This window comes from Streptomyces sp. NPDC001493, from assembly GCF_053597235.1.
This window is the reverse complement of record NZ_JBSFHV010000040.1, coordinates 21,713-40,942: the sequence shown is the minus strand read 5'-3', so window position 1 is coordinate 40,942 and position 19,230 is coordinate 21,713. Positions and strand designations below refer to the sequence as shown.

15 protein-coding genes are annotated in these 19,230 nt (G+C 70.5%); 8 read left to right on the top strand and 7 right to left on the bottom strand.

Going from position 1 to position 19,230, the window contains the following annotated elements:
* The first annotated feature begins 58 nt into the window (after positions 1-58).
* Positions 59-1,303: an ATP-grasp domain-containing protein gene (locus tag ACWCWD_RS34820; RefSeq protein WP_450779286.1), complete on the top strand. Its 1,245-nt coding sequence runs from the start codon at positions 59-61 to the stop codon at positions 1,301-1,303.
* A 30-nt stretch (positions 1,304-1,333) separates the two neighbouring features.
* On the opposite strand, the gene acnA is transcribed toward ACWCWD_RS34820, so the two are convergent.
* From acnA to ACWCWD_RS34790, 6 genes are all read right to left on the bottom strand, one after another.
* Positions 1,334-4,045 carry an aconitate hydratase AcnA gene (acnA, locus tag ACWCWD_RS34815; protein WP_450779284.1) on the bottom strand — a complete coding sequence of 904 codons (2,712 nt, stop codon included), beginning with the start codon at positions 4,043-4,045 and terminating at the stop codon, positions 1,334-1,336.
* Positions 4,046-4,094: 49 nt separating this feature from the next.
* Entirely contained in the window at positions 4,095-5,849 is a 1,755-nt protein-coding gene (locus tag ACWCWD_RS34810; RefSeq protein WP_450779282.1) for an asparagine synthetase B family protein, read from the bottom strand.
* Between the two features lie 3 nt (positions 5,850-5,852).
* A complete protein-coding gene (locus ACWCWD_RS34805; protein WP_450779280.1) occupies positions 5,853-6,647 on the bottom strand; it encodes a hypothetical protein in 795 nt (264 codons plus the stop codon).
* Positions 6,644-8,026, bottom strand: coding sequence for a hypothetical protein (locus ACWCWD_RS34800; RefSeq protein ID WP_450779278.1), 1,383 nt, complete (start codon positions 8,024-8,026; stop codon positions 6,644-6,646). Before ACWCWD_RS34800 ends, ACWCWD_RS34805 begins: the two co-directional genes overlap by 4 nt.
* 46 nt (positions 8,027-8,072) lie before the next feature.
* A complete protein-coding gene (locus ACWCWD_RS34795) occupies positions 8,073-8,492 on the bottom strand; it encodes a hypothetical protein (protein ID WP_450779276.1) in 420 nt (139 codons plus the stop codon).
* Between the two features lie 256 nt (positions 8,493-8,748).
* On the bottom strand, positions 8,749-9,783 hold the full coding sequence (locus tag ACWCWD_RS34790) for a TauD/TfdA family dioxygenase (RefSeq protein ID WP_450779274.1): 1,035 nt from the start codon (positions 9,781-9,783) through the stop codon (positions 8,749-8,751).
* A gap of 763 nt (positions 9,784-10,546) precedes the next feature.
* Here ACWCWD_RS34790 and ACWCWD_RS34785 point away from each other — a divergent pair.
* From ACWCWD_RS34785 to ACWCWD_RS34775, 3 genes are read left to right on the top strand one after another with little or no spacing between them, the layout of a single operon-like run.
* Complete coding sequence (locus ACWCWD_RS34785; protein ID WP_450779272.1) at positions 10,547-12,136, top strand: amino acid adenylation domain-containing protein; 1,590 nt, start codon at positions 10,547-10,549, stop codon at positions 12,134-12,136.
* Positions 12,129-12,857: an alpha/beta fold hydrolase gene (locus tag ACWCWD_RS34780; RefSeq protein ID WP_450779270.1), complete on the top strand. Its 729-nt coding sequence runs from the start codon at positions 12,129-12,131 to the stop codon at positions 12,855-12,857. The genes ACWCWD_RS34785 and ACWCWD_RS34780 overlap by 8 nt, the downstream gene beginning before the upstream one ends.
* On the top strand, positions 12,857-14,443 hold the full coding sequence (locus ACWCWD_RS34775; RefSeq protein WP_450779268.1) for a condensation domain-containing protein: 1,587 nt from the start codon (positions 12,857-12,859) through the stop codon (positions 14,441-14,443). The genes ACWCWD_RS34780 and ACWCWD_RS34775 overlap by 1 nt, the downstream gene beginning before the upstream one ends.
* On the opposite strand, the gene ACWCWD_RS34770 is transcribed toward ACWCWD_RS34775, so the two are convergent.
* Positions 14,433-15,671, bottom strand: a complete 1,239-nt coding sequence (locus ACWCWD_RS34770; protein WP_450779266.1) for an ATP-grasp domain-containing protein — start codon at positions 15,669-15,671, stop codon at positions 14,433-14,435. The two genes, ACWCWD_RS34775 and ACWCWD_RS34770, sit on opposite strands and share 11 nt — an antisense overlap.
* 402 nt (positions 15,672-16,073) lie before the next feature.
* On the opposite strand from ACWCWD_RS34770, the gene ACWCWD_RS34765 reads away from it, so the two are divergent.
* The 4 genes from ACWCWD_RS34765 (at position 16,074) to ACWCWD_RS34750 (ending at position 19,227) form a co-directional block, all read left to right on the top strand.
* Complete coding sequence (locus ACWCWD_RS34765; protein WP_450779264.1) at positions 16,074-17,336, top strand: hypothetical protein; 1,263 nt, start codon at positions 16,074-16,076, stop codon at positions 17,334-17,336.
* A 38-nt stretch (positions 17,337-17,374) separates the two neighbouring features.
* Positions 17,375-18,172 (top strand): cupin domain-containing protein, encoded by a 798-nt coding sequence (locus ACWCWD_RS34760; protein ID WP_450779262.1) that lies wholly within the window; start codon positions 17,375-17,377, stop codon positions 18,170-18,172.
* Positions 18,173-18,241: 69 nt separating this feature from the next.
* Entirely contained in the window at positions 18,242-18,436 is a 195-nt protein-coding gene (locus tag ACWCWD_RS34755; RefSeq protein WP_390957799.1) for a tautomerase family protein, read from the top strand.
* Positions 18,433-19,227: a cupin domain-containing protein gene (locus ACWCWD_RS34750; protein WP_450779260.1), complete on the top strand. Its 795-nt coding sequence runs from the start codon at positions 18,433-18,435 to the stop codon at positions 19,225-19,227. The genes ACWCWD_RS34755 and ACWCWD_RS34750 overlap by 4 nt, the downstream gene beginning before the upstream one ends.
* Positions 19,228-19,230 lie beyond the last annotated feature (3 nt).

Below are 19,230 nucleotides of genomic sequence, written 5' to 3'. Positions count from 1 at the left end.
AGATTCTCCGCGAGTTTGACTTAAATTGTCGGACCTCGATGATCAATAAGGGAGACGCATGCCGCAGGAAAACACCGCAGTGCTGCACATCGGCTGGATGTCCCGTGCGGTCGCCGCCCTGACGCATGCCGGAGCCGATGTCACCTGCGTACTCACTCCGGCCGATCTGAAAGACGCCCGCGCCGCTCATCCGCGTATGCGGACCGTCGTCGTACCAGACCAGACGAACGTCGAGGGAATTCTCGCCGGACTGACCCGCGAGTCGTTGAGCATCAGTGGGTTCGACGCGGTGTGCAGCGGGCTCGAGTTCTGTCTGGCGGCCGCGGCGGTCCTCTCGGATCTGGGCCGGCTGACCGCTTCGGCCACCCGCCGAGCCATCGCCATGCGCGACAAGGCAGTACAGAAAGCCCTGGTCAGAGCCGCTGGAATGGCAACTGCGGACTGCGTCACCGCCGACACCCTGAACGAGGTGTCCCGACGGGCGGACCGGTTCCCGGCCGTCATCAAGCCACTGAATGGAAGCGGTGCGCAGAGCACGTACCGTCTCGAACGGCCGGAGAGCCTGGACGCGTACCTGGACGCCGAGGCCGGAAAGGGACCGTGGCTGGTCGAGGAATACATATCCGGTGAAGAATTCCAGGTGGACGGAGTGGTCCTCAACGGAGAAATAAAGCTCCTTTCAGTCTCCCGGTACCTTGAGAACCTCATCGATATCCACGACGGCGGACTTGTTGCGCATATCGCCCTCCCCCCGAAGTCGTACCCGGATCTGTACGAGAGGATCCGGCTGCTGGCCCATTCCTCACTGAAGGCCCTCGCGCACCACGACGGTGTTTTCCATCTGGAAGTTTTCCGGCGTGGCGACGAGATTGTGTTCGGTGAATGCGGCGGCCGTGTGGGCGGCGGCCGGACCGACGAAGTGGTCCGGCGCTCCTTCGGAATCGATCTGCACGACGAGTGGGCGCGTGCCCTGCTCGGCCGGCCCTCGGCCGTGTCCGTGCCCCCCGAGCACGCCGCCGGCGTCGTCCACGGCGGGATGAACCTGCACGCCCCCCACGGACCGGTGCTGCAGGCACCCACCCACGACGAGGTGCTCGCCCGTCCCGGGGTCGTCCACGCCGAGCTGCGCTGTGTGCCGGGCTGGACCATGCCCGATGTCACCGCCGCCTCCCATCTGAGGGCCGGCGTCGTCGTGGTCTGCGGCACCGACGACCGGGAGGTCGAGGCGCGCATGCGGGACCTGGCCGACTGGTACGCCCACCACGTCGTCGTCGCGAACGCCGGGGAGCCCGGCGTTCGCTGAGGTCCGCCCGGGAACACGCGGGCGATACGGTCACGCGGAGTCCGCCGCCGTACGCCCGCGCTCCCGCAGCAGGCGCGCAGCGGTGTACGGCAGGACCCCGCCCACGGCGAGGTAGGCCACCTCACGGTCGGTTTCCACCGCTGCCACCGCCGCGAAGACCGTGACGGAACCACTGGCCCGCCGGACCCGAACAGGGATCTCCCCGCCCGGGGAGAGTCCGGCGACACCGAGCAGATCGATCTCCTCCGTCCCGTCGAGGCGCAGGGAATCGCGGTCCGTGCCGGCCGGGAAGAGCAGGGGCAGGACCCCCATGCCCACCAGGTTGCTGCGGTGGATGCGCTCGAAGCTCTCGGCGAGAACCGCCCTCACCCCCAGCAGAGCGGTGCCCTTGGCGGCCCAGTCGCGGGCGCTGCCGCAGCCGTACTCGCGGCCGGCGACCACGATCAGCGGCACCCCGTCCGCGCGGTAGCGCTCGGCCGCGTCATGGATCGACTCCAGCTCGCCGTCCGGCTGCGTCCGGGTCCACGGGCCCTCGCGGCCGCCCGCCAGCGCGTTGCGCAGCCGCGGATTGCCGAACGTGCCCCGAACCATCACATGGTGGTTGCCGCGCCGCGCCCCGAAACTGTTGAACTCCGCCGTGCTCAGGCCGAGTCCGGACAGATAGCGACCCGGATCGCTGTCGGGCTGGATCGGGCCGACGGGTGAGATGTGGTCCGTCGAGACGGCGTCTCCCAGCAGCGCGAGGATCCGGGCGCCCACCAGGTCCCCCTCCGCCCCGCCTGGCGCGGACACCTCGGCGGTCCCGCTCACCGGCTCGATGTACGGCGGTTCCAGGATGTAGTCCGAGCCGTCCGGCCAGACGTACAGATCCCCGTCCGCCGCGTCGAGGGCTCGCCAGCGTTCGCCGCCTCCGTACAGATTCGCGTACGCCGACTCGTACAGCTCGGGGCCCACCACCGTACGGACCGCCGCCTCGACCTCCTCGGGCGAGGGCCACAGGTCGGCGAGGTACACCTCCTGCCCGTCGGGCGTGACGCCGACCGGCTCCTTCGTCAGATCCCGTGCGACGGTTCCGGCGAGGGCATAGGCGACGACCAGCCCCGGCGATGCCAGGTACGCGGCCTTCACCTGGGGATGCACCCGTCCCTCGAAGTTCCGGTTGCCGCTGAGCACGGCGGCCCCCAGCACCCCGTCGGCCGCGACCGCACGGGCCGCCTCCGGCAACAGGTCACCGCTCATTCCGTGGCAGGTGGTGCAGCCGAAGGCGACCACCTGGAAGCCGAGCTGCTCCAGGGCGGGCAGCACGCCGGCCCGGTCCAGGTACGCGGGTACGGCCCGGCTGCCGGGCGCCAGACTGGTCTTGACCCACGGCGGCACCTCGAGCCCGTACCGCACGGCACGCTCCGCCACCAGGCCCGCCGTCAGCATCGCGCCGGGATGCGAGGTGTTCGTACAACTCGTCAGGGCCGCGATGAACACCGAACCGTCGCCCGGACGCGGGGTGCGCTGCTCGGCCGGCCCACTCGCGCGTACCGCCTCCAGGCTGTGCGCCACCGCGTGCAGCGGCAACCGTTGATCGGGGCGGCGCGGCCCCGCCACGCACGGCTCCACCTCACCGAGATCGAGCGTCACTTCCTCGGAGTAGCACACCTTCGCGTCCGAGCCCTCCGCGCGGAACAGCCCTTGCGCCTTCAGAAAGCGCTCCACCAGCTCTACGTGTTCCGCGGTCCGGCCGGTGGCGCGCAGGTACCGCAGCGTCTCCTCGTCCACCGGGAAGAGCGCGGTGGTCGCCCCGTAGTCGGGCGCCATGTTGGCGACGGTCGCCCGGTCCGGCACCGTGAGCCGCGCGCAGCCGTCCCCGAAGAACTCCACGAAGGCTCCGACCACGCCGTGCCGGCGCAGCCGTTCGGTGAGCGTCAGCACCAGATCGGTCGCGGTGCTCCCGGCCGGCAGCCGGCCGGTCAGCCGGACGCCCACCACGCGCGATGGGGTGAGCAGTACGGGCTCTCCGAGCAGCACCGAAGTCGCCTCGATGCCGCCGACGCCCCAGCCGAGCACCCCGAGGGCGCCGACCATCGGTGTGTGCGAGTCCGTGCCGAGCACGGTGTCCGGGCGGGCGAGTCGGGGTCCCGGTCCCTCGGTCAGGGTCACCACCCGGGCCAACCGCTCCAGGTTGACCTGGTGCACGATGCCGGCGCCCGGCGGGACCACACGGAACCCGTCGAAGGCCTGCTCCGCCCAGCGCAGCAGTGCGTATCGCTCGTGGTTGCGAGCGAATTCGAGGTCCATGTTGATCCGCAGCGCGTCCGCGGTGCCCGACCGGTCGACCCGTACCGAATGGTCTACGACAAGGTCGGCGGGGATCACGGGACCCACCGCGCGGGCGTCGAGGCCGCTCCGTACCGCCGAGGCCCGCAGCGCGGCAAGGTCGAGGACCACGGGAACGCCCGAGAAGTCCTGCAGCACCACCCGGGCGGGCTGGAAGGCCACGGCCGCGCCGCCCGCTCGCGCCGGCCCGGGGCGGACGAGCGCGCGCAGCCCCTCGGGGCCCGCCTTCCCCGTCGCCACCAGATGGGCGGTGTTCTCCAGCAGCAGCCGCACGGTGTACGGCAAGGTGTCCAGGTCGGCGCCCGCCTCCGCCGCGATGTCAGGCAGCGGATAGTGCACTGCGCCGGGCCCCAGCGCATCCAGCGGTGCGGGACCGATGGCTGCCGGGAGAACGGACTTGTCCCGCTCGTTCACGAAGGTCCTGTCTCCTCAGGTTTTCTGGTGTGGTCGATGTCCCGCGTGGTCACTGCCCGCCGCGCAGGGCCTCGGAATCGGCCTGCTCCAGCCACGCGCCGAGGCTCAGCAGGGGGAAGAGCAGACCGGTGGCGGCGGCGCCGCCGGCGTCCGCCTCCCGGAGCGTCCGCTCGATGCCTTCGGGGCGGAGCCCCGCGGCAGCGAACAGATCCCGCCGTAGCGCCAGTTCGGCCATCGCGGCCGTCCGCCGGGATCCGGTCAGCCAGTCGTCCACCGGTGCGCGGAAGGGCTTCTTGACCTCTGCCCGCCAACGCGGCAGTTCGCTCGCGTACGCGTGGCGCAGCGGCAGTTTCGTCTGGCCGTCCCGTACCAACGCCGTCAGGGGGTAGGCGCGCCCGAGCGCCGGGAGTCCGCCGTGCAGGAAAGGGGTGCGGCCTTCGACTCCCTGGGCCATCAGCAGGTGATCGGCACGGCGCAGCAGTGGCTCCAGGCTGTGTTCGTACTCGAAGTCCCGCACCGCCTCGGCCGCCGGCCTGTCGCGCGCGGCGGGCAGTGCGGCCCGCAACGCGGCGTGCGCCTCGGCGCAGACGTCCGGCCCCAGCAGGGCCCGGGCCAGCTCGATGCGGCCGGGCGCGACGTAGAACTCCTCCGCGTTGCCCAGCCCGTCAAGACCGAGGTAGCTCCGGTAGCCGCCGAAGACCTCGTCCGCGCCCTCGCCGAGGAGCAGGACGACGACGCCGGCCTCGCGGGCCAGCCGGGCGAGGGCCGCGTACATCGGAACGCTGGTCATGGCCGTCGGTTCGCCCAGCACGGCGGCCGCGTCGGCCACGCCCGCGAGCAGATCGGCGGGGCCGAATCCGGTCCAGCGGTGCCGCCAGCCGCGCCAGGCGGTGCCGGGCAGCGCCAGGTCCGCGACCTCACGCACCCCGTCGCCGTTGCCCTGCGGTACGACGCTGACGGTGGCGAGGTCCTCGATGCCCCGGCGGGCCAGTTCCAGCGCCACCACCGTCGAGTCCAGGCCCCCGCTCAGGGCGAGCCCGAGCGGCCGGTCCGAAACGAGCACCCGGTCCACGGCGCGCGAGACCGCCGCCCGGATGCCCTCGGAAGTGGTCGGCCACCCGGCCGGGCCGGAGCCGGCCGACGGGGCGGGAACCACCGACACGGTCTCGGCGCGTCCCTCCTTCAGCAGGAGCCGGGCACCCGGCGGTACCGGCTCGATGTCCTCGTAGCAGGTGCCGCCGTCCACCACCCGGCCCAGCAGCAGGAACTGGGCGATCGCGGCCGGCCTGATCCGCGCCGGGCCGAACGGATCGAGCAGGGCGGGTATTTCGGAGGCCACCACGACGCCGTGCCGATGGCGCCGCAGATACAGGGGCTTGATGCCGAGCGGGTCGCGCGTGATCTCCACGGTGCCGTCGGGGGACCGGCGTGCCAGCGCGTACATCCCGTCGAGGGCGTCCGCGCCGTGATCCTCGACGGCCTGCGCCTCGTCAAGACCGCCTCGAGGCACTGTCACCCCGGCGGCGCCGTACAGCGCCCCGGGGCCGACCGCGTAGATCTCACCGTTGTACGCGTAGCAGGTGCTGCCGGAACGGTTCGGAAAGGGGACCCGGTCGGTCGGCAGGCTGCGTACCCGCAGCCTGCACATGGCCACCGCCGACCTGGCGTCCCCTGCCACCCCGAATCCGTCGGGCCCGCGGTGCACGAGCCGGACGACGGCGCGCCGGGCCAGACCCGTCGCGTCGGGCACCGGCCTGGTCCCGGGCGCGGCCGGGACCAGGCTCACCGCGACGACTCCGCACATGGGTCAGGCGTCCTGGCCGGAGCGGACGGCCGTCGCGGTGTACATCCTGGTCTCCGGCGCCTGGCCGAACTCGGTGGCCGTGGCCAGACGCAGGCCGCGGCCCTCGACGTCGACCGTGGTCAGCAGCGCCGCGATGTCCTCGTGGTCGAAGCGCTGCTCCCGGCCGCGCCCCTGGTACCACTGGAGCAGCAGCTCGGGGTCGATGCCGCCGTGGGGCAGCAGCGAGTCGCTGAGGACATCGCCGGCCGCGGCGAAGTCGATGACCCTCGTCCTGGCGTCGTAGAAGGTCTCGAGGGTGCCGCGCTCCGTGCCGTTGGCGATCATCCGCTCGTCCATCGGGTACAGGCCCAGCTTGATGGAGGCGCGCACCTGCCCGCCGTCGGTGAGCAGATCGAGCATGCCTTCCAGGCCCCTGCGGGCCTCGACTTCGCTGAACCGGTTGACCAGACGGTCGTTCAGGACGAACTGCTGGGTGCCGCGCAGCTCTTCGGGCGCCCGCTGGGTGATGTCGTGGCGCAGGATGCGGCACGAACCGTCGGGCAGCGCCGCCCGCAGGTCCGCGCACATCCGCTCCGAGAAGTCGACGACCGTGACCTCGGCTCCGAAGGCAAGCAGAGCCTCGGCGAGGTCCTTGGTGGAGGCGCCCACGACGGTACATCGGTCGCCGGCGCTGATCCCGTCGAGGAAGAGGCCGATCTCCTCGTCGCTGGGCTTGGCGGTGGTGCGCCCCGATTCCCAGAAGAGGGAGCCGATCAGGTCCCAGGCAGCGGCTTTGGCGTTCTCGGTCTGGATCGTCATCGGTCGCTCCCGATCGGGTCGAGCAGGCTGGAGTTGTACTCGCCCGCCAGGACGTGGTTGAGGTAGGTACCGGCGCCTCGGACCACCCGGTATCCGTGCGCGACGCCCGCGGGGATGAAGACGGATGCGGGGCTCTGCACCGGGAACACCCGGTCGCCCAAGGTCACTTCGACGGTCAGTCCGGCGTAGCCGGCTTCCTCGCCGAGGTACATGAACAGGCTGTCGCAGTGGTGTACGTGTGTATCGACGTGGCCCGCGCCGTAGTCCTCCATCAGCGGAATGCGCCGGGCGATGCAGTACTGGTCGGCGCCCGGGACGAACCGGTTGTCGACCAGCACGAAACGCTCGCCGGGGCCGGCCCGGTGGTGGCGCAGTTCGGTCGCGGAGATGACCTGCGGGCTGACGATCCAGTCCGAGGGGTCGGCCGGCAGGGCGGGACGGGTCACGCTGCCGCTCCGGCCGACCGTGGCCGGGTCCAGCCACTCGTACGATCCCGGCTCGCGCTCGACGGCCTTCACATGGAGCTTGGCGACGTGGTGGAAGACATCACGGCCGACCACGGGCCTGCGGTGGTCCGGCATGGAGCGGGCGTAGGCGCCGACGCGCAGGCTGAGGTCGCTGAGCAGCGTCCCGTCGGCCAGGGTGCGGGTGCCCCGGTGGTGCAGGTTCACCAGCAGGGCCGCGTAGTCGGTGATGCCGGCGCGCTCGCCGAGGCCATTGACCGAGGTGGAGATCCAGTCGGCGCCGGAGTCGATGGCGGCCAGGGCGTTGGCCAGGGCGAGGCCGCGGTCGTCGTGGAGGTGCACTTCGATGTCCGTGCCGGGACATCGCTTGCGCAGCCTCCTGATCCGGGCTGCGGTCTCCTGGGGCTCAAGGATGCCGAGGGTGTCCGCGAAGCAGATCCGTTCGGCTCCCGCCTCGGTCGCGACGAGGTACGCCTCGACGAGTTCGTCGGGCTCGGTGCGGCTGCTGTCCTCCACCGTGAACCGGACCCGCAGGCCCAGCTCCCGGGCATGCGTCACACACTCCGAGATGGTCTCGTACAGGTGCGACAGCGTGCGTCCCGGCAGCCGGGAGCGCCGGGAGACGTCGTTGACGCCGAGGAAGATGCCGACCCAGGACGCGCCGGTCTTGGCGACGGCCTCGATGTCCTCGAAGTGGGCGCGGGCGTGGGCGAGTACTGGGGTGCCGCGCACCGCCTCGACGACGGCCGCCACCCGCAGGAGTTCCTCCTCGTCGACGGCCGGGTGGCCGCACTCGATCATGTCCACCCCGGAGCGGACCAGCAAAGTGGCTATTTCCACGCTCTGTTCGCGGGTGAAGCGGCCGTGCGCCGACTGCATGCCCTCGCGGAGCGTGCTGTCGATAATGCGTGTCATCTGTCCTCCACCGGCCAGCGGATTCGTGGCGTGTGCTGTGGTCATGTCATCCGGCTCCGAGGGCGAGCAGATCGGTCAGCGGGAAGCTGTCCCTCGCACGGAAACCGGGCGCGGAGGCGTCGGCGAAGACGACGACCATGCCGCGCCGGTCGTGCGGGGCGGTGTTGGCGGCACTGCCGTGGGCGAAGTACCGGTCCCACATGACCCCGTCACCGGGGGCGAGTTCGAACTGGACGGGCTCGCGCAGACCGTCCTCGGCGGCGTCCAGGCCGGCGTGCCGGCGGTAGGCGGGCCGGTCCCGGTGGGGGACGAGGCCACCGCCGGCCTCGTAGGACGGGGTGACCTCCGCGGCCCCGTCGAGGTCGTCGAAGAGGTCCATGGCACGGCCGATGTCCTCGTCGGCGAGGAGGCCGGACAGCAGCTGACAGCCGTCCCTTTGATAGGTATCGAGATCGATGCCAGGCATACGAAACCTGCCTTCTGGTTAAAAGTCGGTGCCGAGTCAGCATGTGCCGAAGAAGGAATGCGAACGGGCAGCGAAGACCGGCTGACCGGCCTCGGCCCGAATCGAACCACGAGGCCGCCGACAAGAAAAGCGGTACGGCCAAATCAAAAAAGACCGTACGACATCAAGACCGGATAATCGAGCAGGACGGAAAGCGGAATCTCATGGCCGACGGGAGCGAACCGAGCATTTCTCCCAGGTTGCCCGTCGGTGGCGTTCAGCCGAGTTCCGCGACGGGACGACCGAATGCCCCGGGTCTCGCGCCGACGGGCCAGACGCCACCCCGGTAGCTGCCCGCGGCCACCGCCCCGTACAGCGAGGAGTAGTGCTCGGGCAGCTCGGGACTGCCCTCGAAGGCGAGCCACAGGCGCAGCAGCAGCCTGCCCCGGCCGCCGCCGTCCTCGAACGCGGACCGCGCGTGCAGGATGTGGAAGTTGTTGATGAGCTGGAGATCGCCCTGGCGCAGCTCCATGTCGAGGGAGACCCCCGGCCGCTCGAGAATCCGGTCGAGCGCGTCCATCGCGGCGCTCTGGCGTTCGGTGAGCCGCGGCGCGCGGTCATGGCGCTGCGAACCATGGATGAACCGCCGGACATAGCGGACCGCGAACGAATCGCCGGTGCGGCTGAAGACCGGGATCTCCGACCAGGGAGACTCCCCGGGCTGCTCCTCGCCCCGCCTGTCGTTCGGATACGGCCGATACAGCTCGGCCAGTGCGTCCGGGGACTCCTCCAGCAGCAGGTCGTGCACGGATTTGGAGGACACGATCCGGCTCAGTCCGCCGGATACCGCCGGACGTATGCACAGCAGGCCGATGACATCGGTGCGGTCCACGTGGAACGGGAGCGCGGCGGAGCTCTCATAGCCCCGCTGGACGGGGCTGGCGATGTCCGCGCCGCGGTCCTCGACGCGGCCGAGCAGATCACCCTTGCGGCTCTGCGAGACCGGGCGCCCCACCAGCAGCCCGAAGAGCCAGTAGGCCATCTCGGTCTCCAGCGGGTCGTCCGCGCCCACGGGGAATCCCGTGACCACCGCGAAGCCCGGCTGTCCGGCCAGGCGACGCCGCAGTTCGGTGGCGAACTCCTCGGTGAGGCCGAGTCCCGCAGGCCTGCGGGAGATGAGGTCGGGCCGGCGGCCTGCGGCCACGGCGGCCCGTGCGGCGGCAGTCAGTTCGGCCGCGACTTCCGGTGCCATCGCGATGCGCCACTGCTGTTCCTCATCGGCCAGCGATGCCCCCAGCCAACCCTTTCCCACTCGAGAAATCCGCGGTTCCCCCGGAGAAATCTCTACCCGAACAGGAGTAGGCAAAATTTTCACCCCACTCAATTGGCTACATCAGGCGGGCCAGCTAATTAGCGCTCAATTGATTACAGCTAATAGCATGATCTCCGAACCCTAGGCTCGGCCGCCGGAATACGTCAATGTGATACAGGTCACACCCCCTCCGCAGGAAATTGCCATACCTCTACTTGACTATTGGACCGACGATCGAAAAGTCACGCGCATTACGGCCGAGGTGTTTTTAACTGAGCAATTTCGCACCCATTTCAGTATTCGCTGGGGATTTTCGGGCCAATTGCCAATCACGGTCGGCAAACGTGATACGCATCACACTGGTGGCGTATTTGGTCAAGGGTATGGTGCAGCCGTGGCGGGCCGGCAGCCGCAGCTGACGCCCACCCCGAGGGGGGTTCCGTGGCCTCACCGGCCGAGCCGACGAGGCCGCCCGTCGCCTTCTCGCGCCTGCCCTGGGCGATCCGCTCCCGCCCGGATGTCTCGGCACACACATGAACCCGGCCGTCTGACTTACTGTCACACCCTGGAGAGCCATGTCCCGTCGACCGTTCACCTCCGCCCGGCCCGTCGCGAGCGCCCTATGAACCCGAGGCGGCCCTCGCCCGCGAACCGGCTCTCCGCTCCGCCTCGGTGGCGCTGCGGAGGACCGTGACCGCTTGTTCCCCCGCGCCCTCGACGGCATCGACCCGCGCCGACACCCCCTCCGGGACCAGAGGTTGACATGACATCCACATCACCGGTGCCCGTGCCGGAGCAGGAGGCCCGAAGCACCCTCGTCGACGTGTTCGCCGACAGCGTGGTCCGGCATCCGGACGGCATAGCCGTTTCCGACGGGACCGCACAGCTCACCTATCGCCAACTGGATACATGGAGTCGGCGCATCGCCCAGCGGCTGCGGGAGCGCGGTGTGGCCCCGGGCGACCGGGTCGCGCTGCGCATGGAGGCCGGCTGCGACGCAGTCGCCGCCATCCTCGGCATCCTGCGCTCGGGAGCCGCCTACGTCCCGCTCGACCTGCGTAACCCCGCCGAGCGCAACGAGTTCGTCGTCGCCGACAGCGGGGCCTGTCACCTCGTCGGTGAGCCGGCCCCCTCCTGGGGCGCCGGGCTCGCTCACACCACCACCGATGAGGTGGCCTCGCTGCGTTCCGGCCCCGTGTCCGGGCTGCCGGAGACCGAGCCCGTACCACCGATGGCCGCGCCCACCGCGGACAGTCCCGCGTACGTCATCTACACCTCGGGAACCACCGGCGTGCCCAAGGGTGTACCGGTCCGCCACGGCAGTGTCGTCACCCTGCTCGACACCACCCGCGGGCTGTTCGCCTTCGGGCCGTCGGACCGGTGGCTGCTGTTCCACTCCCTTGCCTTCGACTTCTCCGTGTGGGAGGTGTGGGGAGCGCTCTCCACGGCCGCGACCCTGGTCGTCCCGCCGCAGTGGGTCACCCGCGCGCCCGAGCAGCTCCTGGAGCTGCTCGCCGACGAACGGATCACCGTCCTCAACCAGACACCGACCGCGTTCGCCATGCTGCTGCACACCCGCGGCTCCGACGGCCGTGACCTGCCCGACCTGCGGTACGTCGTCTTCGGCGGCGAAAAGCTCACCCCCGCGGTCCTGCGCGGCTGGGCGGACGCCCACGGCCTCGACCGACCCCAACTGGTCAACATGTACGGCATCACCGAGGTCACCGTCCACGCCACCTTTCACCGCGTCACCCGCTCCGACGCCGACGGCGACGCATCCGTCATCGGCGCGCCCCTGCCCGGCTTCACGGTACGCGTCGTCGACCGGAACGGATCCGAGATCCAGGACTCCGGCGCATGCGGTGAACTCTGGCTGGCCGGGCCACAGGTGACGGAGGGATACCTGAACCGTCCGGAGCTGAACACGGAGCGCTTCGCCGTCTTCCCCCCGGGCCCGGAGGGCATCCGCTACTACCGGTCGGGCGACCTGGTCAGCCGTACCAAGGACGGCGAACTCGCCTACCACGGCCGCGCCGACCTCCAGGTCAAACTCCGTGGACACCGCGTGGAACTGGGCGACATCGAGAACGCGGTGCGCTCACACCCCGGCGTCGTGGAGGCGATCGCCTGGCCCCGCGCATCGGCCGGCGGTGCGCAGCGCCTGTTCTGCGTCCTCCTCGCCCGCGAGGGAGAGCTGCCGGACATCCGCGAGCTGCGCCACCACGTAGCGGCGAAACTCCCCTCGTACATGCAGCCGGCCCGGTACCAGGTGGTCACCGCGCTGCCCCGCACGGTCAACGGAAAGACGGACCGGGACGCCCTGATGAAGGAGTGGGAGGAGAACCATGGCTGAGCCGGACCTCTTCCCGTCCACGCCCTACCTCACCGCGGTCGACGGGGTGGCCCTGCTCGCATACGACATCATTCCCGGTCGCCCCGGCGTCCGGGGGACGGACTCCCCTCTTCTGCTGCTCCACGGGCTGGGGGACGACAGGACCCAACTGCGCTTCCTGAGCGACGCCCTGTGCTCCGAGGGCGAGATCGCACTGCTTCCGACCCTGCGCGACCACCTGTCGAGCCCCGCTCCTGCCTGGGGTTACTCGCCCCTGGACTACGCGGCCGACGTACACCGTGTCACCGACGTCCTGCCCTCGCCCGCCCACGTGATCGGCTATTCGTACGGCGCCTTGGTCGGCCTGGTCCACGCGGTGGCCATGGGACCGGCCCGGGTCCGCAGCCTCGTCCTGCTCGACCAGTCCCTGGAGCGGCGGCCGCAGCGGATCGAGGGCGGCGAATGGGCGGAGTCGAGCTTCCTCAAATGGGAGTACGACTACACCCACCTGCTCGGCATGCTGACGGCTGCCGGGATCCCCGTACTGATGGTCGTCCCGCGGGACAGCCATGTGGTCCCGGAGACGGAACGAGCCGCGCTCCGCGCGCGTCGCGACCCCCTTTTCTCCTGCGTCCTGATGGACGGCGTACACGCCGACGTCGTGCGCCCCGACGGCCCCGTCACCTCGATCATCAAGGACTTCTACGCGCAGTACTGCCCGGCCCCCCTCAAGGAGAGCTGATGTCCCTCGCAGCAGAACCCGACCACACGGCGCTCCATGACGCCGTGCTCGGCATCCACCGCGCCGTCCTGGAGGACGATTCGGTCCTGGCCGAGGACAACTTCTACGACATGGGCGGCGACAGCATCCTCGCCCTCCAGGTGCTGGGCCGCATCGAGCGCGAGCTCGGCGTGAAGGTACCCGCCCAGGCGTTCTTCACCGCGCAGAGCATCGGGGACGTGGCGGAGCGGGTCACGGCGGAGCAGTCCCTCGGCACCGGAGCGGCGACCGGCCGGGACACCGCCCACCGCGGCCGGGCCTCCATGGCCCAGGAGTGGGCCCTGCTGTCCGCGCTGCGCGATCCGCAGGCGCCCCTCCTGCAGTTCCACGTCGTGTACCGGGTCACGGGCCCGCTCGACACCGACCGGCTCGGCGCGGCGCTGCGCCAGGTGGCACAGCGGAACGAGTCGCTGCGCACCTCGTTCCGGGCGTCGGGGGACCGCGCGCTGCTGACGGTGGAGCCCTGTCCCGAGGTCAGCCTGGAGACGAGGGACGACGAGGGGATACCGGACGCGGAACTCGACGAGTTCCTGCGCGGCTACGTGCGCCGGCCCTTCGACCGCTCGCGGGCCCCGCTGTGGCGGACCCTCGCCGTCCGCCGCGAGGCCCACGTACACATGCTGGTCTTCGTCTTCGACCACATGATCGCGGACGGCTGGTCGCTCGACACCTTCGCCAGAGACCTGTCGGCCGCTTATACGGCCGGTGAACTCCCCGCTCCTACCGCCGGATCCGGCGCCTACGCGGAGTGGGCCGCCGGGCAGTGGCAGCACTGGGAGAGTGGCCGGCAGCAAGAGCTGACCTCGTACTGGCAGAGCCAACTTCCCTCGGATGCCGCCGACTTCGGTCTGCGACTGCCCGGCCATCAGGGCACCGGGGAGCTGGCTCAGCCTTCCTCGCTGGTCCTGGACGTGGCACCGCAGACCGCCCGGACGCTGCGGGAGACATCCCTGGCCCTGCGGGCCACGCCCTACTGCGTCTCGATGGCCGTGGTGAAGGCACTGGTCGCCCACGTCACCGGACAGCCCCGCGTCACCCTGCTGACCACCAACGCGAACCGGCTGGACGGCGCGTACCAGGACACCGTCGGCTGGTTCGCCAACGGCGTCTTCCCCACGACCGACGTGGACCTCTCCGGCTCCTTCCGGGACCTGGTCGGCGCCGTGCGGGAGAGCATCCTGGGCGCCACGGCGCACGGCGACATGCCCGCCATGTACGTCCGGCGCGGGATCTGGCCCCAACTGCCCGCCGGCTTCCGCAAGGACCCCGGGGTGTACTTCATGTACAACGACGTATGGGGCTCCGGCCTCGGCTTCGGCGACGGCGTCGAGGTGAGTCCGTACCACCTCGTGGAGGACGCGGACTCCCCCGGCCTGCACATGTGGCTGCTGCGGGAGGGCGAGACGCTGCGGCTCCAGGTCCTGCACTACGCGTCCGAGTACCCGGCGGCGTACGTAAGCGACTTCGCCGGCCGCCTGGTGACAGCGCTGGGCCTGCTCACCGGGCAGCCGGACCGGCCGTTGTCGGAGCTCCTGCTCACTCTGTGACGGTGGGCGCGACCTCGACGCTTCCGGCGAACCAGTCGGCGAGGTCACGCATCCGGGCCGTCACCTCGCTGTCGTCCGCACCCCGGACGACGGCGAGACCGGCCCTGAGGTGGGAGGCGGCGGTGACGTCCGGCATCACCTGGCCGGGCGCGATGTCGAACTGGGCCCGCACCACACCCGGTCGGGCCAGCACCTCGTCCAGGCCGGGCATGGCCAGGACCCGGCCCGCCGGGGCGGGCAGGTTCATGCCGCCGTAGGCGCCCTCGGTGGTGTGGGAGGCGGGCGCGGCCAACGCGGAGGGCCTGCCGAGCATCAGCCGGGCCCACTCGGATCGGAGGTTGACCCCGAAGGCCAGTTCCACCACGTCGTCGGTGCGGCCCCCGCCCACCCGGGCCGCGCACTCGCCGAAGACGATCCGCCCGCCGGCCGTCTCCTGGAACACCTCCAGATGGAACGGGCCGTCCTGGTACTCCAACGCCTTGAAGGAGGTTTCCGCGACATCCCGAATTTCCTCGTACAACCGCGGGTATTCGGCGGGAGGCAGCGCCACATGGGCGACCAGTCCGCCCTCGTGCACTTCGATGAGATTCTGTAGATAGCGGGAGACTGAAAGGGCCTTTATTTCACCATTCCGGACGAGCCCGTCCACCTGGAACTCGGTTCCGTCGATGTATTCCTCCAGCAGCCATGGCCCTTCGCCGCCGACAGCAGCCAGGGCCATGCATTCGCGCGCGCTTTTCTCGTCGGTGAGCACATAGGTGTGCCGGGCGCCGCCACCGTCGAGAGGCTTGAGCACCTTCGGGAACGTGAGGGCAGCCAGGTCCGGCGCCGCCAGCGACTCCAGCACCTCGCTCGTCGCCGCGGGCACCCCGGCACCCCGCACCAACCGCTTCTGTACGTACTTGTCGCGCATGGCCAGCGTGCGCAGGGCCGCACCCTGCGACAGCCCGGCCAGTTCCTGCAACACCGCGGCCGGGACCAGGCAGAACTCCAGAACGCTGCAGATCACGTCGTAGTCGGCGAGGGCCAGGCCGTCGCGCGCGAGCCCGGAGAGCACGCCCTCCACCTGCGAGGGCTGCGGCACGACGACCGTCGCCGCGCCGGCCGCCCGGGCGGCCACGGCATCGGCGGGGGCGACGGCGCAGGTCACGTTCGCACCGGCCGCGACGAGCGCGGCGACGGCCCTGGGCATCCATCCGACGTGAAGAACGGCAACGGGCTTCTGCATGGATTGCTCCTGTGAGGAATTATCGGGGAATGCTTCTTCCATTCGTTCGCGAATCTATCGATCGGACCGCACGACTGTCATGTGACGTGCTTCACTTTTTGACTCATTGCCATGGTGCTCGACTGCGGGTAGCTTCACGTCCGCTGATCAATTGAATTTCCCGCACATCCGTTCCGTACGCACAGAATCGGAGAGCTGCGTGTTCACTAAATTAAACCCGGACTTCGGACTGACGGCCGAGGACTGCACCCGTCACCGCGCCGGCTTCCCTCCGGAGATCGTCGAGCGGCTCGCCGCCTCGGAGCCGAGGTGCGGAACCGGGATGCGCTGGACCTCGGCATCGGGACCGTCAGTCCCGCCCGGCTCTTCGCCCGGGCCGGGGCACGCCAAGGAGGCGGGGCGTTGACCGGTACACCCCTGACCGTCTCCCCCGGCCCGGCGCGGCCCGACGCCGCACCAGCGGGCCCCACGCTCGGCGAGGCGATCGGCGCCTTCCAGCCGGCCGGGCCCCCCGACTCCGGGACGCGCGAACGCCGCCGGGAACTGGCCGAGTTCGTACGGGAGAACGAGCAGCGGGTCCACCGGGCCCCGGCCGCCGAAAGGGACGAGGTGCGAGCCCTGCTCGGCTGGGACGACGACTCCCTGCACCGGTTCATCAACTCACCGATGGTGGTGCACAGTTCCACCCATGTGAGCATGAACGCCTTCGCCCCCATGGTCACCTTTCCCTGGTTCTGCCTGCGGCTGCTGACCGCCACCGCGGGCAGCGCCGACGGCGGCGAGGGATCACACCTGCGGACCCAGCTGACCCACAACAACCTCAGCGACAACCGCTGGAAGCCGCACGTCTGGTGGCGGCTGAACGCACGGGGACAGCTCGCACGCACTCAGCTGTTCAGCAAGCAACCCCGCTTCAAGCACCGGGTTCTGCTGACCCAGTCCGTACCTGGTCGGGCCACGGGCACGGAGGCGCCCGAGGGCGGGGAACTCGCGCCCCGCGACGCACGGGCCGTGCGACTGGCCCGGCACGCCACCAACTTCGCCTACTTCGCGATGATGTACCGGATGGCCCTGGAGCGGGAGGTGGGCCTGCACCTCCCGCACGGAACCGTCGAGATCCCCGTCGACCTCATGAACGCCTTCTCCCTGCGCCAGGGGCAGTTCCCCCGCTGGCACGAAACCCTCTACCGGCAGGGCTTCACACTCCGCAGGATCGGTCCTGACCACCTGCTCCAGGAACTGACCGCCGATGCCGCCGGAGAGCTGGGCGCCCCCGACCCGCTGCGGCCCGAAACCACCCTGATCTGCCCCAACTACATCAACGTCGGGCATGCCCATCGGATGGGCCCCTCCGCTGCCATCGGCGCCGACCGGATGGCGTCGTACGAGCCGGAGATGACCGGTGTCCTGTCCCGGTTCTTCGCGGAGCTCGGCGAGCCCCACAAGCCGCCGCAGTTCCTCGGGGTCGCCGGCATCAGCCTCGACCGGCTGCTGCCGCTGCCCGGAGAACTGGGCGCGGCCCTCACCGAACAGGGCGGCCAACCATCGCTGCCTCTGTACGCCGGGCTGTACGGCGACCGGCTCGTGCCCGCCCTCGACGCGGCCCTGGACCGGCCCATGGGCGAGTTGGCGTCGATCGTCACTCGCCACGTGTCCGCACCCTGATCCGCCCACCCTGTCCCACTCCACCGAGAGGAACCGACATGGCGCAGCACCCTGACTTCGGCCTGATCATCCGCCGCAAGGAGCTGAAGTTCACCGAGGAGGCCGGCTGCCTGATCAGCCGTCCCGTGGGCCCGCACGTCGGAGCGGAGTACGTCTCCGTCGACATCGTACGGATCCCGCAGGGCGCCAGCTGGATGCCCGACCAGTACACCACCGAAGAGACCACCGCCATCGTCTTCGAGGGCCTGGGACGCGCCCAGGTCGGCGGCGAGTCCACCGACGTGAGCTGCGGCTCCACCGCCTACGCGCCCACCGGCCACCCTGTCTCCTTCACCGCCACGAGCGAGGAGCTGACGGTGTACTTCTGGCGGGCTCCGCTCCCCGAGGGCGCACCGCGCGGCACCGCCCCCACGCTCTTCAACACCGTGCACGATTCGACTTCGGCCATCCGCAAGTTCGCCGGTACCGGCGAGATCGCCCCGGTCGACAACGAGTCCCGCGCGTACATGAACTTCCCGCACTGGCCCGGTAACGGCTGCGCCCACCTGTGCATCAACAGCGGGGTGGCCGCTCCGGGGAACACCTTCAACATCCACGGACACCCGGGCGCCGAGGATGCCCTGTTCGCCCTCGTGGGCCGCGGCCAGTTCTTCCTCGGTGACCAGTGGCTCGACATGGAGCCCGGCGACGGCGTGTACGCCCGCTCCGGGGTCCTGCACGGCACCCGCAACCCCGACGGCGCCGATGCGGCCCCGCAGTTCATCTCCGTCGGCGGCCCCGTGCCGTACGACGCGAACCTCTACATCGCCGCGGGGCTCTCGCCCGAGGTCGTCTGACCCGTCGTCCGGCTCGCACCGGCGCTCCCGCGCCCCTTCTCCCGTACCCGCCCCATGGAAGGCCCTGCCATGCCTGTTGTCACCGTCGACTGGTGGAGTGGAACCGAACACGAGCAACGCCGCGAACTGATCGAGGAGGTCACCGCTTCGGTGTCCCGCATCGCCGGCTGCCCGGCCGAGGCGGTCACCGTGATCGTCCGTGATGTGGAGCGGAGCCACTGGGGCAAGGGTGGCGTCCCGGCATCCGAGGAGGGTGCCGGATGACCGCCGAGCGAGCGAACGGGGCCATCGTCCGGGCGGCCGGACTGGAGTTCCGGCCGGAGAACGGATGCGACGTGGCCACCGCCGTGGGCCCCGACCTGGGCGCACGCATCGTCCGCCTCGACGTGGTCCGGGTGCCGCCGGGCGCCGAGTGGCACCCCCGGGACGCTCCGGACGAGGAGAACGTCGTTGTCGTCTTCGACGGCTCGGGCACCGCGACCTCGGGCACCGAGAAGGCCGAGATCGCGCGAGCGGGCGCCGTGTACGCGCCCACGGGGGACTCGTACTCGCTCACCGCGCACACGGGCGGCACTCTCACCGCGTACGTATGGCGCAGCCGACTGCTCGACGGGCGGCGACCGGGGACGGACCCCCGCCGCTTCAGCACGCTGTGGAACGAGGAAACCCAGCTGCGCGGCTTCGGCGGCACCGGCCACGCCGCGGCCTCCGACCGCACCGCCACGATGAACTTCCTCTTCTGGCCGGGCACCGGCACGCCCCAACTCTGCCTGCACTGCGGGGTGATGAGCCCGGGCGAGTACTTCAACGTGCACATCCACCCCGAGAGCGAGGAAGCGTTCATCGTCATCGAGGGAGAGGGACAGCTCTACCTCGAGGACCGCTGGTACGACGCCGCACCCGGCGACGTCCTCTACGCCTCCCCGGGCGTCCCGCACGGCACCCGGCACGACGGCGCGGATCCGGCCGGCCCCCGGTTCGCCACCTGCGGCGGGCCGACCCCCTTCGATCCGATGCTCTACCAGCGGGCCCGTGTGTCGCCCGAGGTGAGGTGAGTC

Coding starts and splice junctions, on each gene's coding strand:
- ACWCWD_RS34755 (WP_390957799.1), top strand. CDS start 18,242: ATGCCTGTTGTCACCGTCGACTGGTGGAGTGGAACCGAACACGAGCAA.
- ACWCWD_RS34805 (WP_450779280.1), bottom strand. CDS start 6,647: ATGACGATCCAGACCGAGAACGCCAAAGCCGCTGCCTGGGACCTGATC.
- ACWCWD_RS34820 (WP_450779286.1), top strand. CDS start 59: ATGCCGCAGGAAAACACCGCAGTGCTGCACATCGGCTGGATGTCCCGT.
- ACWCWD_RS34800 (WP_450779278.1), bottom strand. CDS start 8,026: ATGACACGCATTATCGACAGCACGCTCCGCGAGGGCATGCAGTCGGCG.
- ACWCWD_RS34795 (WP_450779276.1), bottom strand. CDS start 8,492: ATGCCTGGCATCGATCTCGATACCTATCAAAGGGACGGCTGTCAGCTG.
- ACWCWD_RS34810 (WP_450779282.1), bottom strand. CDS start 5,849: ATGTGCGGAGTCGTCGCGGTGAGCCTGGTCCCGGCCGCGCCCGGGACC.
- ACWCWD_RS34780 (WP_450779270.1), top strand. CDS start 12,129: ATGGCTGAGCCGGACCTCTTCCCGTCCACGCCCTACCTCACCGCGGTC.
- ACWCWD_RS34770 (WP_450779266.1), bottom strand. CDS start 15,671: ATGCAGAAGCCCGTTGCCGTTCTTCACGTCGGATGGATGCCCAGGGCC.
- ACWCWD_RS34760 (WP_450779262.1), top strand. CDS start 17,375: ATGGCGCAGCACCCTGACTTCGGCCTGATCATCCGCCGCAAGGAGCTG.
- ACWCWD_RS34775 (WP_450779268.1), top strand. CDS start 12,857: ATGTCCCTCGCAGCAGAACCCGACCACACGGCGCTCCATGACGCCGTG.
- ACWCWD_RS34750 (WP_450779260.1), top strand. CDS start 18,433: ATGACCGCCGAGCGAGCGAACGGGGCCATCGTCCGGGCGGCCGGACTG.
- ACWCWD_RS34785 (WP_450779272.1), top strand. CDS start 10,547: ATGACATCCACATCACCGGTGCCCGTGCCGGAGCAGGAGGCCCGAAGC.